Annotated in this window: 13 protein-coding genes; 3 read left to right on the forward strand and 10 right to left on the reverse strand. The window is 67.7% G+C overall.

Features of this window, described 5'->3' with window-relative positions:
• Nucleotides 1-70: 70 nt before the first annotated feature.
• Nucleotides 71-898 carry an alpha/beta fold hydrolase gene (locus tag VG502_RS01935; protein WP_325548176.1) on the forward strand — a complete coding sequence of 276 codons (828 nt, stop codon included), beginning with the start codon at nt 71-73 and terminating at the stop codon, nt 896-898.
• A gap of 30 nt (nt 899-928) precedes the next feature.
• On the opposite strand, the gene VG502_RS01940 is transcribed toward VG502_RS01935, so the two are convergent.
• Entirely contained in the window at nt 929-1,390 is a 462-nt protein-coding gene (locus VG502_RS01940; RefSeq protein WP_325548178.1) for a MarR family winged helix-turn-helix transcriptional regulator, read from the reverse strand.
• A 156-nt stretch (nt 1,391-1,546) separates the two neighbouring features.
• Here VG502_RS01940 and VG502_RS01945 point away from each other — a divergent pair, with 156 nt between their 5' ends.
• Together VG502_RS01945 and VG502_RS01950 are read left to right on the forward strand one after the other, a co-directional pair.
• A complete protein-coding gene (locus VG502_RS01945) occupies nt 1,547-1,846 on the forward strand; it encodes a hypothetical protein (RefSeq protein ID WP_325548180.1) in 300 nt (99 codons plus the stop codon).
• Nucleotides 1,847-1,888: 42 nt separating this feature from the next.
• Nucleotides 1,889-2,185 (forward strand): hypothetical protein, encoded by a 297-nt coding sequence (locus VG502_RS01950; RefSeq protein WP_325548182.1) that lies wholly within the window; start codon nt 1,889-1,891, stop codon nt 2,183-2,185.
• Between the two features lie 11 nt (nt 2,186-2,196).
• Here VG502_RS01950 and VG502_RS01955 read toward each other — a convergent pair whose 3' ends face one another.
• From VG502_RS01955 to VG502_RS01995, 9 genes are all read right to left on the reverse strand, one after another.
• Nucleotides 2,197-3,885, reverse strand: coding sequence for an MFS transporter (locus VG502_RS01955; protein ID WP_325548184.1), 1,689 nt, complete (start codon nt 3,883-3,885; stop codon nt 2,197-2,199).
• Nucleotides 3,886-3,997: 112 nt separating this feature from the next.
• Nucleotides 3,998-4,462, reverse strand: coding sequence for a MarR family winged helix-turn-helix transcriptional regulator (locus tag VG502_RS01960; RefSeq protein WP_325548185.1), 465 nt, complete (start codon nt 4,460-4,462; stop codon nt 3,998-4,000).
• Nucleotides 4,463-4,473: 11 nt separating this feature from the next.
• The gene (locus VG502_RS01965; RefSeq protein ID WP_325548187.1) at nt 4,474-5,361 is read right to left on the reverse strand and encodes an amidohydrolase family protein; all 888 of its coding nucleotides are present in this window, start codon (nt 5,359-5,361) and stop codon (nt 4,474-4,476) included.
• Nucleotides 5,358-6,863: an acyl-CoA synthetase gene (locus tag VG502_RS01970; protein WP_325548188.1), complete on the reverse strand. Its 1,506-nt coding sequence runs from the start codon at nt 6,861-6,863 to the stop codon at nt 5,358-5,360. Before VG502_RS01970 ends, VG502_RS01965 begins: the two co-directional genes overlap by 4 nt.
• Nucleotides 6,860-7,804, reverse strand: a complete 945-nt coding sequence (locus VG502_RS01975) for a 3-hydroxyacyl-CoA dehydrogenase NAD-binding domain-containing protein (RefSeq protein WP_325548190.1) — start codon at nt 7,802-7,804, stop codon at nt 6,860-6,862. Before VG502_RS01975 ends, VG502_RS01970 begins: the two co-directional genes overlap by 4 nt.
• Nucleotides 7,801-9,798 (reverse strand): acetoacetate--CoA ligase, encoded by a 1,998-nt coding sequence (locus VG502_RS01980; RefSeq protein WP_325548192.1) that lies wholly within the window; start codon nt 9,796-9,798, stop codon nt 7,801-7,803. The genes VG502_RS01975 and VG502_RS01980 overlap by 4 nt, the downstream gene beginning before the upstream one ends.
• Nucleotides 9,795-10,589, reverse strand: a complete 795-nt coding sequence (locus tag VG502_RS01985; RefSeq protein WP_325548193.1) for a crotonase/enoyl-CoA hydratase family protein — start codon at nt 10,587-10,589, stop codon at nt 9,795-9,797. Before VG502_RS01985 ends, VG502_RS01980 begins: the two co-directional genes overlap by 4 nt.
• A gap of 107 nt (nt 10,590-10,696) precedes the next feature.
• Complete coding sequence (locus tag VG502_RS01990) at nt 10,697-11,092, reverse strand: VOC family protein (protein ID WP_325548195.1); 396 nt, start codon at nt 11,090-11,092, stop codon at nt 10,697-10,699.
• A gap of 239 nt (nt 11,093-11,331) precedes the next feature.
• Nucleotides 11,332-11,748 (reverse strand): VOC family protein, encoded by a 417-nt coding sequence (locus VG502_RS01995; RefSeq protein ID WP_325548197.1) that lies wholly within the window; start codon nt 11,746-11,748, stop codon nt 11,332-11,334.
• Nucleotides 11,749-11,823 lie beyond the last annotated feature (75 nt).

Raw genomic sequence — 11,823 nt, forward strand, 5'->3', positions numbered from 1 at the left:
AGTTGGACCCAATGCAGCCCCCACGGACACTCGAGGCCCCGGGGGCTGCACCACGTCCGGGGTGGGTGCGATGAAGTTGCGTGGGACGAGCCCGGTGCTCGGCGGTCGCGTCGCACACCAGGTGCAGGGCCGGCGAGACGCACCGGTCCTGCTTCTGCTGCAGGGACAGGCCAATTCGCATGAGTGGTGGCAGCACGTACGGCCGTTGCTGACCGAGCGCTTCCTCACGATCACCTTCGACTACCGGGGCACCGGGGATACCGCGCGGCTGCAGGCGGCCACCGGTAAGGAGGACGAAACGCTTTGGTCGACGGGGCTTTTCGCCGAGGACGCCGCCGCGGTGCTGGCTGCGCTCGGCGTGAAGCGCGCCTTCGTCTACGGCACCTCCATGGGCGGCCGGATCGCCCAGGAGCTCGCGATCAGCCACCCGAGGCTGGTGCGCACTCTGGTGCTGGCCTGCACGACACCGGGCGGCTCGCTCGCGACGGAGCGCAGCCGCGAGGTGCGCCTGGCGCTCTCGAGCCCGGACCGCGCGGCGCGTCTGCGCACGACGGCGGACCTCTTCTACACACCGGAGTGGGTCACTGCGCATGGCGGGTATGACGGTGTGCCGACATACCTCTTCGGCGATCCCACGATGACCCGGCGCGACGCCAACCGACACCTGCGGGTCAGTGCGAAGCACGACGCGGCCAGCCGGCTCGATCGCATCGGGGCGCCAACGCTGATCCTGCACGGTGCGCAGGATCGGTTCGCGCCGGTGGCCAACGCAACGGTGCTGCACGAGCGGATCAGGGGCAGCCGACTGCACGTCCATCCGATCGGCCGGCATGGCTTCTTCGACGAATTCGCTTCGGAGACAACCGATCTCGTGATGGACTTCACAGCCTCGGCCTGAAGGCACAGGCGCCTGCGTTGGTATGCCGGCTCAGTCTCCGCCCGCTGCCGCGTGGTGGTCAGCGCGTTCGTCGAGAGCGTTGGCGAGCCGGGCGAGGTGGGTGACCGGCGAATCGGCTGTCGTGTCGGTCGCTGCCGCGGTGAGGACGGCCTCGAGCTGCTCGTTGACCAGCTGGACGAAATTCTCGCCGGACTCGGTCAGCTCAACCACGGAGCTTCGACGGTCCTGAGGGTTCGGAACGCGACGTGCGTAGTCGCCGGCGACGAGTCGGTCCAGCACGGCGGTCAGCGTGCCGGATCCGATCAGCATCCGCTTCGCGAGCTGGCTCGGGGTGAGGCCGGCGTCCGCCGCGGCGAGGTGCCCGAGCACCACGACCTCCCGCACACCGAGGTCGTGGCTGTCCGCGATGGCCTGGCGGAAGCGCTGCGAGGCGAGTAGCAGCGCGCGCAGGTTGGCAATGTGGGCGGTAGGGATAGCACGTTCGGCACTCACGCGGGAACGATACTTCAAGTTCCAGATATGTCGAAAATAAAGTAACTCGATTTTCGAGATAAATGCTACGCTGCGTCGTGCGGCGCCGCACTGGCAACCGCCGCAGTGGCGAAGCGTTCTGCGCCCGACCGACCGCGACTCAATGAGGAGATCCCGATGCGAACCATGATGCGGGTCCATATGGACACCCGGGCCGGAAACGAGGCTGCCCGCAGTGGCGCTCTCGCCAAGGGGATGGACGCGCTGATGAACGAAATCCATCCAGAGGCGTCCTACTTCTTCCTCGATGGTGGCCGACGCTCGGCGATGTTCGTGTTCGACCTGGCCGATCCATCACGCCTTCCGATCATCGCCGAACCGCTGTTCGGAGTGATGAACGCCGAGATCGAGTTCACGCCGGTGATGAGTCTCGAGGATCTGCAGAAGGGGCTCTCCCAACTCACAACAGCGCCCTGACGCCGGATCGTCCTGCGCCAGTACACCCCGAGGAGGGTCACTGTGACGTTCATCCAGATCATCGAATTCCGGACCACCCGCATCGATGAGCTCAATGCGTTGATCGATGGGTGGCTGGAGACGACGGCGGGCAAGCGCGCCGCAACACGTGCTGCCCAGACCAAGGATCGTGACACCGAGAACACCTACCTCCACGTCGTCGAGTTCCCGTCCTACGAGGAAGCGATGGCGAACTCGGACCTGCCCGAAACCAGTGAGTTCGCAACCAAGCTCGCGGCGCTGTGCGACGGACCTGCGACGTTCCGAAACCTCGACGTGATTCGTGAGGTCCCGATGTAGGGACCGCCGGATCAGGCGGTGGCCGGTTCGGCCTCCTCCTGCGGCGCGAAGGCGTGGTCGTGCTGACGTCCACCGAGCAGCACGGCCGCGATGACCGCGGCGAGCAGGGCGGCGATGGCGCACACCAGGTAGCCCAATGCATAACCGTGGGACAACGCGTGGAACGCGACGTCCTTGAGCGGGTTGAACGGCTGCATCTTCCCGTCCGCGCCGGGCACCTGCGAGGGCACGGCGTTCTGGCCCAGTGGCCCGGACTTCACGGCGGCGACAGCCTCGGCGACCTTGGGTCGTTCGGCGGCGGGGACATGCCCGGGTGCGGCGTAGAACTGGCTGAGCGACTTCTGCAGCGTGCTCGACGACGCGATCTTGTCGCTGATCCGGTTCGCGGCACTCGTCAGCGCGATCGCACCGACGATGGCCGGGCCGAGCGTCAGGCCGAAGTCGCGCAGCATGCTGGTGGCGCCGCTCGCCATACCGGCCTTCGACGTGGGCACGCTGTTGACCGCGACGACGGTGATGGCTGTGACAGCGGTCTTGAAACCGGCGCCGATCACCAGCAGTGGCAACGCGATTGCGCCCAGTCCCAGATGCGTCGCGGGTATGGCGGCCATGGCGAGGTTGCCGACGCCGATGAGCGCCATACCGCCGGCCAGGACCCAGCCGGGGTTGAGCTTCTGCAACATCCGGGTGCTGACCGGGAAGAGGACTACACCCATGATGTTCAGCAGGACGAATCCGACCGACGTCTTCAGCGGCGTGTACTCCTGGATGGCGGACAGCCGGATGCTGGTGGCGTAGGCGGTGCCGAGGTAGGCGAACATGCCCAGCACGGTGACGATCGCCGACACGGTGAACATACGGTTGCTGAAGAGCTGCAGCTGGATCAGCGGCTTGTCGACGCGCAGCTCGACCACGACGAACGCGATCAGGAAGACGACGGCGAGGACGAAGGCGCCGACGACCTGGATGCTGCCCCAGCCGTCCTCGGCGCCCTGGATGACACCGAACAGCAACGCGAAGATGCCGATCGCGACCGTGATCTGTCCGGGCCAGTCCAACGAGCGGCCGTGCGGAGACGACGAGTCCTGGGCCCAGGCGAGCGTGACGACGGTGCTGATGATGGCGAGGACTGCCATCGCGAGGAACGCGTAACGCCAGCTGGCGAATTCGCCGCCGCTGTGGTGGATTCGGGCGAGCACGCCGCCGATCAGCGGTGACATGAAACCACCGGCGGTGAGGGCGGCGGCCCAGATCGAGATCGCGTGGGCGCGGTCCCTGACGGTGTGCGTGCCGGCCGCGAGCATCGCGACCGAGGTGGGGAAGATCGCTGCGGCTCCCGTGCCGGCGATCACCTGTCCGGTCAGCAGGATGGCGGTCTCACCGGAGGGGGTGAAGAACGACAGCAGGCCGCCGGCGAGCACGAGCACGGACCCGATGGCGAGCAGTCGCTTGCGTCCGAACAGGTCGCCGACGACGCCGAAGGACAGCTCCAGCAGGGTCACCGGCACCATGAATGCGTCCGACACCCAGGTCAGCGTGGTGGACGACAGATGGAGGTCCTGGTTGATGTACCCGTTGATGACGGCGGGGATGCTCACGCCGACCTGGGCGAGGAAGCACGCCGTGATCGCGGCGATCAGCGTCCCGGCGGTCAACTTCGGCAGCGTCGTGTCCGCTGCGGTGGTTTCGGTCTGATCCATGAGGAGGAGCGAAGCAGGTGCACCCTGTGGTCCGCAGCACATCGTTTTCGCTGGGCGGAAGAATTACTAAAGAATCCTGATGACCTGCCCGTGGTACGCATCCCGGCGGCAGTCAGCCGGGATCGGACCCGCGTGCGGTGGCTGAATCGCCGAGGCCGTGCCGGCACGCCTCGAGCAGGCGACGCAACTCCTCGGCGGCGGTGCCGGGCAGTTGGGTGAGCATCCGGGCTTCGAGCGCGGCGACGTTCGGCCGCAGCTGATCCAGCAGCCGGCGGCCGTCGTCCGTGAGAGTGATGACCAGCCGGCGTCCGTCATTCGGGTCGCGGTATCGCTCGATCAGGCCACGCTTGAGCAGCGTGGTGACCATGTCCGCCATACTCTGCGCGGTCACGAAGGAGTTGCGTGCGAGTCGTGCCGCCGTCAGCCCGGGGTGACGCTCCAGGACCGTGAGAGCGGTGTACTGCAGCGCGGTCAGTCCCGCGGGCCGGGTCAGCTCGTCGAGCCCGGCGCGCGTTGCGAGCTCGACCTGCTTGATCAGGTAGAGCAGCGTCGGTGGTTCCGGGCGGTCCTGGCTCACGATGTCCTCCCTCAGGTCAGTCCGAGCACCTTAGCGGCGTTGTCCTTGAGGATCCCGGGCAGCACGGCCTCGTCGAGTCCGAGCTGCTCGAAGTCGGTGATCCACTGCTCGGGGGTCAGCAATGGGTAGTCGCTGCCGAACAGCACCTTCTGGCGCAGCATCCGGCCGGCCGCGTGCACGAGTTCCTTCGGGAAGTACTTCGGCCGCCACCCGGACAGGTCGATGAAGACGTTGGCCTTGTGGGTCGCCATCGAGATCGCCTCCGCCTGCCACGGGACCGATGGATGCGCGAGAATGACTGTCAATCCGGGGAATTCGGCAGCGACGTCGTCCAGCAGGAGCGGGTTGGAGTAGCGCAGCTTGATGCCGCGTCCACCGGGCAGTCCGGCGCCGATGCCGTTCTGGCCGGTGTGGAAGAGAGCCGGCACGCCCAGCTCCTCCAGTGCGGCCCACAGCGGTCGGTATGCCGGGTCGTCGGGGGAGAAGGCCTGCAGCGACGGGTGGAACTTGAAGCCGCGCACGCCATACGCCTCGACGAGGTGTCGCGCCCGCTCCACCGCAGGGGCGCCCTGCAGCGGGTCGACCGAGCCGAACGGGATGAGTACATCGGCGTGCTCGGCGGCCTCCTGCGCGATCTCCTCGCTGGACAGGGCTGGGTGTCCCGTCGCGGTGGTCGCGTCCACGGTGAAGACGACCGCCGCCATACCTGTGCGTCGGTAGCGATCGGCAAGGTCCTCGACTGTCGGCGTGCGCGGCTCGTCGCCCTTGAAGTACGCGGCGGACGCGTCGAGCAGTTCCTGGTCGAGCGAGCAGTGGCCGTGCGAGTCGGCCTCGACATGCACGTGCACATCCAGTGCACGGATCGTGTCGAGATCGATGGCGGGCTCGTACCGGGTCACGGGTTTACCTCTCGCAGTGTGGATTTCAGCAACTTGCCAGACGCGTTGTGCGGCAGTTCGGGTAGGAACACGACGGACCGCGGCAGCTTGTAGCGAGCCAGCAGGCGGGACAGGTGCTCGATGATCGCGTTCTCGTCCACTCTCGCTCCGGGGCGTATGACGACGAACGCACGTCCGACCTCACCCCACTTCGCGTCCGGTATGCCGATCACCGCCGCCTCGACGACATCCGGGTGCTCGTGCAGGGCGCCCTCCACCTCGGCGGGATAGACGTTCTCGCCGCCGGAGATGTACATGTCCTTCAGGCGTCCGACGATGCGCAGGTAGCCCTCGTCGTCGGTGGTCGCGAGATCGCCGGTGTGCAGCCAGCCGTCGACACGCGCGACATCGGTGGACCGCTGATCCCGCCAGTAGCCCGGTGTGACGTTCGGTCCGCTGACCTGCACCTCACCTGCCGTGCCCGCGGGCACGGCGACGCCGCTCGGGTCGACGACCCGCACATCGGTGAAGAAGCATGCGGTGCCGGCGGATCCGAGCTTGCGGACGCCGTCCTCGGCCCGCAGCATCGTCGTGCCGGGGGAGGCTTCGGTCAGGCCGTAGCCCTGCACGATCATCAGGCCCCGGTCGAGCCAGGTGTGCAACAACGATTCGGGGATCGGAGATCCGCCGCTGAGGGCACTGCGCAAACTGCGGAGATCTGCGGACCCGAAACGGCCCGCCTCGGAGAGCGCGAGATACATCGAGGTGACACCGAAAAGCAGTGTGACGCGCTCGGATTCGATCAGGTCGATCGCACGGTCCGGGTCGAATCGTGCCTCGATCAGGGCCGTCCCGCCCTTGAGGATCGTGGGGAACAGGACCTGGTTGAGCGCCGCCGTGTGGAAGAGCGGTGCGGTGATCAGCGCGACCTCATCGCTGCCGAGGTCGACGTCGACCATCAGGTTCATGACGTTCCAGATGATGTTGCCATGGGTCAGCTGCACGCCCTTCGGGCGGCCGCTGGTGCCGGAGGTGTACTGGATCATGAAGAGATCGTCATGGCCGATGCTCTCGTCGATCGGTGTTGCGGCGTCGCTTTCCAGTGCCTCGAGCCCCGCGCCGGCACGGCGCGTGAAAACAGCTGTGGGGATTGACAACTCGGCGATCATCGCGATCACATCGTCGGTGCCGAGGTCGTCCTCCACGAGGACAAGTCTCGGCTCGCTGTTGTCGAGCACGTAGCGCAACTCCGGGGGTGCCAGCCGGGTGTTGAGCGGCACGAAAACCGCGCCCAGTGCGGCGGTCGCGAACATCGCGCTCACCAGCTCGAGCGAGTTCAGCCCGAGGAACGCCACGCGGTCCCCGCGTGCGACGCCGCGCTCCCGCAGGCCGTGCGCCAGCCGGGTCGCGGACTCGTGCAGCTGCCGGTAGGACTGGCGATTGCCGTCCTGTACGAGCGCGGTCTTGTCCGGGGTCATCCTGCTGCGCCGCAGCGGCCAGGAGCCGAGTCCTTGATCCTTCATCGCGCGTCTCCGTGCGACGGGTCGAGGCCGAGGCGCGCCTTGAGTGCCAGCAGCTCCTGCAACGCCCTGTCGCGGTCGAGTCGCACCTGGTCCTCGGTCCCGGCCAGCTCCGTGGTGACGCCGGAGACGAGCCGCCCGGTCAGCTCGGGTGTCAGCTCCGGCTCGCCGAGGTCGGCCCACCAGTCCACCATGGGCGGTCCGAGGTGCTCCAGGACGTGCGCCATACCGCCTGGTCCGCCGGACAGGTGTTGCGTCGCGATCGGTCCGAGGAGCGCCCAGCGCAGGCCGGGACCGTTGGACACCGCGAGGTCGAGATCGGTCACCGAGATGGCGCCCCGGCCGATGAGGTCGTACGCCTCCCGCCATAGCGCAGCCTGCAGCCGGTTGACGACATGGCCGGGCAGCTCCGCACGGACCCGGATCGGCCGCCGGTCCAGCTGACGCATGGACGTCATCGCCGCCTCGATCGTCTCCGGCGCGGTCGACGTTCCGCCGACGACCTCGACGAGTGGGACGAGGTGCGGTGGATTGAACGGGTGCGTGACGACCACCCGCTCGGGGTGCCGGCAGGCGTCCTGGAAGCTGCTCGGCCCGAATCCCGAGCTACTGCTGGCCAGTACGACGTCCGGCTCGGTGGCCGCATCCAGTGCGGCGAACAGTTCCCGCTTGAAATCCAGTCGCTCCGGCCCGGCCTCGATGACCAGATCCGCCGTCGCGGCGGCCTCGGCCGGATCGGCGTGCAGGTGCAGGCCGTCCATCAGGTCGGCGGACGCGCTGAGCGCGGTGAGATGCGCACGTACCGTCTCGACCGCTCGATCGCGTGCGGTGGCAGCGGGATCCGCGAGATGAACGGGTATGCCGTGCGCGAGGGCGAGTGCCGCCCAGCTGCAACCGATCGATCCCGCGCCGACCACCGCGACCGTGTGCAGGTCGCTCCTCATGACTGCTCCTCCCTCCGGGTCGCCGCGTACGCGACATACGCCTCGATCGAGGTGGGTTCGGCCAGCGCATCGGCGCTGACAACGTCGGATGCCTTGGCGCCCTGGAGGATTCGCTTCACCGGCACCTCGAGCTTCTTGCCGGTGAGGTTGCGCGGGATGGCGGGCACCTCGACCACCCGGTCCGGCACGTGCCGGGGGCTCAGTGCGGACCGCAGCGCGCCGGACACCCGGCTCCGCAGGTCGTCGGCAGCGATGTGCCCGGTGGTCGTGACGAAGAGGATCAGCTCACCGTTGCCACCGGCCGGATCCTCCAGGTGTATGACGAGGCTGTCGCCGACCTCCGGGAGCTCCTCGACCACGCGATAGAACTCCGCCGTGCCCAGCCGCACACCGCCGCGATTGAGCGTGGAGTCACTCCGTCCGGTCACGATGCAGCTGCCGTCCTCCTCGAAGACGATCCAGTCGCCGTGCCGCCATACGCCCGGATAGGTGTCGAAATACGTTGCGGTCAGGCGAGACCCGTCATCGCCCCAGAGTCCGACGGGCATCGACGGCATGGGGGAGAGGACGACGAGTTCACCGGGATCGCCGACCAGCTCGCGCCCGTCGGGGTCGAAGGCGTGGACGTCCACACCGAGGGCGCGGCCGGAGATCATGCCGGCGCGAACGGGCAGGAGCGGGTTGTTCTGCACCAGCCCGCTGCACACATCGGTGCCGCCGCTGCCGACGTTGAGCTGCACGTCGTCGCCGAGCTGGTCACGGATCCAGCCGTACCCTTCCGGCGGCAGCGGTGATCCCGCGGACCCGACGACCCGGATCCTCAGGTCGCGCCCCGTGAGATCGACGCCGGCGGAGCGGCAGGCCATGATGAACCCCGGGCTCGCTCCCATCAGGGTGGCTCCGACCTCCTCGGCGAGGTCCCATTGCCAGGTCAGGTCCGGATGGGCGGGGTTGCCGTCGACCAGCACGATCGTGGCCCCGACCAGCAGGCCGGACACCAGCGCGTTCCACATCATCCAGGCGGTCGTCGAGTACCAGAGCATGACGTCGCCGCTACCGAGGTCCCAGGACAGGGCGTGGTTCTTCAGGTGCTCCAGCACGATGCCGCCGTGCGCGTGCACGATCGCCTTCGGCTTGCCGGTCGTCCCGGACGAGAAGAGGACGACGAGCGGATGGTCGAACGGCACGGGAGTCGTGACGTGGATGGGTTCGGTGACGGCTGCGACCGCGTTGGGCCACGACGTCGTGTCGGGACTACGCCAGTCGCCGTACTCGATGTCGAAAACCGTGCGGACAGTGGGGAGTTCGGCCCTGATTGCCTCGATCTGGTCTCGGCGGTCGACCGGCTTGTCGCCGTAGTTGTAGCCGCCGGCCACGAGCAGAACGGTGGGTTCGACCTGGGCGAAGCGGTCGATGACGCTGCGGGGTCCGAATTCGATCGCGCAGCTGGTCCAGATCGCGCCCAGGCCTGCGGCGGCGAGGAAGGCGACGACGGCCTCGGGTGTGTTCGGTAAGTAGCCGGCGACGCGGTCGCCGGGCCCGACACCGTGATCGCGCAGCACCCGACGCGCCCGAGCGACCTGGTCGCGCAACTCGCCCCAGGTCAGATCGACGTCCTCACGGGTCTGCGACCGAGCGCGTATGGCGGGCGCGTGATCCGAACCGCAGCCCTTCAGCGCCTGCTCGGCGTAGTTGAGCAGGGAGCCGGTGAACCACTTCGCACCCGGCATGACGCGTTCGTCGAGGACCTGCTCCCGAGTGCCGTGGTCGGTCACCTCGAAGAAGTCCCAGATCGCGGCCCAGAACTGCTCGAGCTCGTCCACGGACCACTGCCACAACTCGTCGTGACCGGCCAGGTCGACGCCCCGCTCGTCCCGCAGCCACCGCAGGAACGAGCCGACCCGCGTGCTGTCGAGGACGTCGGCCGGCGGGCGCCATACGACGTCACCGGTGTCGAGTTGTGTTGCAACAGAGGGGTTTCGGACGCCGGTCATCGGTCGGTGACCTTCTGTGCCTTGCCGTCCAGGAACGCCCGCATGCGGTCCTTGGCGTCATCACTGCCCTGTGCGATCGCCGCCATCATCGCCTCCATGAAGTAGCCCTCACGGGGGTTCGCCTCGGCGATGCGGGGCAGTGCCTGGGTGATCGCGTAGTTGCTGGCGGGCGAATTGGTCGCGATCTGCTGGGCGAGTTCGAGCGCCTTCGCGGTTCCCGCGCCGTCCTCCACGATGTATTGCGACAGGCCGGCGGTGAGGCCTTCGGCGGCGTCATACCGGCGGCCCGTGAGCATCATGTCCGCCATCCGGGCGGCGCCCATCAGCCGGGGAACGCGGACGGATCCGCCACCGCCGACGAAGATGCCGCGCATACCTTCGGGAAAGGCGTAGAACGTCGACCGCTCGGCCACCCGCACGTGGGCTGCTGCGGCGAGTTCGAGGCCGCCGCCGATGACCGCGCCCTTGAGGGCCGCGACCACGGGCACCGGACCGAACTCGATGGCCTCGAACACGCGGTGCCACATCCGCGAATGCTGTAGTCCCTCAAGGGTGTTGCGCTCGGTCAGCTCCGCGAGGTCGAGGCCTGCGCAGAAATGATCGCCCTCGGCGGCCAGCACGACGGCACGGACGTCGTCCGGCAGGTGTGTGAAGAAGTGCTCGAGGCCGAGGACGGTCTCGTCGTTGAGCGCGTTGCGCTTGTCCGGGCGGTTCAGCGTCACGACAGTGACGTCACCGGACCGGGTGAGCGACAACGTGCTCGGCAGGTTCAACGTGTTCGGCACAGGCACCGGCAACTCCTAATCAACAGGTTTCCTGATGATTAAACCAAGGTGCGATCCAATGAGCAAGGAAGGCGCCGCGAAGCGCCGGCCCTGCGCCGGACGGTGACGGTTGCTCAGGCTGGTGGCGCGAAGAACTCCAGCGCGATGTTGTCGGGGTCGCGGAAGGAGATGCCCGAGCCGTAGTGCGCGTCCTTGACACCGCTGTGCTTGATCCCGAGTTCGTCGAGCTTGGTCACCCAGCCCTCCAGGTCGTCGCGGCTGATTGCGAACGCGATGTGGTCCAGTCCGGTACGTCGCTCGTCGAACGCGTCGGTCGGTCCGGAGGTCGTGTGGGTGTGCAGGCCGAAGAGCGTGCCACCCTCGAGAGCGAACACGGCGTGGTGGAAGGTGCCGGACTCCTCGTCCTCATCGAGGACCGGGCCCGCGCCGAACAGCCTGGTGTACCACTCGGTGCTGGCGTCGAGATCGCTGACGGTGATGGCGACGTGGGTGAGTGCTGGGAACGTCATTCGGGGCCTCCGCTGGTGGGGTCTGGCTGGTTCCGGGCAACGCTAGGTACCGGCACCCACGCGTTCAACTGGCCGAGCGGCCAGGTCACGACCAGGGGTTCGACGCGGGCCGAGCCGAAGCCGGCTCTTGACGCGGGCGGTCAGCCGAGCAACTCGTCGGGATGGGTCCGCCGATACGGATGGTTACGGTTCTGCCGAAACGTAACCATCCGTATCCGAAGGCGTGTACCTGCCGGTGCTCAACCGGCCGGAGCGATGTCGACCATCCAGGACACCCCGAAACGGTCGACCAGCATGCCGAAATCGTCGCCCCACATCTGCTTCTCCAGCGGCATCACGACGTTGCCGCCGTCGCTCAGCCGGTCCCAGTAGCTGCGCAGCTTCTCGGCATCGTCGCCGGACAGGCTGATCGTGCCGTTCGGGGAGGCTTCCATGCCCTGTGGCACATCCGAAGCCATCAACTCGAAGCCCCCGGGGGCGCTCAGTCGTGCGTGCATCACCTTGTCGGCGTCCGCCGGGTCGGCCGGGTGCTCCTCCGACGCGAAATCGCCGAAGGTGTTCAGCGTCAGGTCGCCGCCGAAGATGTCGTTGTAGAGCTCCATGGCGGCCTTGGCGTCGCCCTTGAAGTTGAGATAGGGGTTCATCTGCACGGTCATCGGCCGGCTCCTTCTGGGAGATGGTGGGTGCGGCCGGGTCAGCCGCAAGCCCATTGCACCAGTGTCCACCGACAC

The organism is Flexivirga sp., assembly GCF_035551235.1.
Taxonomy (GTDB): domain Bacteria; phylum Actinomycetota; class Actinomycetes; order Actinomycetales; family Dermatophilaceae; genus Flexivirga.

Coding starts and splice junctions, on each gene's coding strand:
- VG502_RS01970 (WP_325548188.1), bottom strand. CDS start 6,863: ATGAAGGATCAAGGACTCGGCTCCTGGCCGCTGCGGCGCAGCAGGATG.
- VG502_RS01995 (WP_325548197.1), bottom strand. CDS start 11,748: ATGACCGTGCAGATGAACCCCTATCTCAACTTCAAGGGCGACGCCAAG.
- VG502_RS01975 (WP_325548190.1), bottom strand. CDS start 7,804: ATGAGGAGCGACCTGCACACGGTCGCGGTGGTCGGCGCGGGATCGATC.
- VG502_RS01955 (WP_325548184.1), bottom strand. CDS start 3,885: ATGGATCAGACCGAAACCACCGCAGCGGACACGACGCTGCCGAAGTTG.
- VG502_RS01980 (WP_325548192.1), bottom strand. CDS start 9,798: ATGACCGGCGTCCGAAACCCCTCTGTTGCAACACAACTCGACACCGGT.
- VG502_RS01935 (WP_325548176.1), top strand. CDS start 71: ATGAAGTTGCGTGGGACGAGCCCGGTGCTCGGCGGTCGCGTCGCACAC.
- VG502_RS01990 (WP_325548195.1), bottom strand. CDS start 11,092: ATGACGTTCCCAGCACTCACCCACGTCGCCATCACCGTCAGCGATCTC.
- VG502_RS01945 (WP_325548180.1), top strand. CDS start 1,547: ATGCGAACCATGATGCGGGTCCATATGGACACCCGGGCCGGAAACGAG.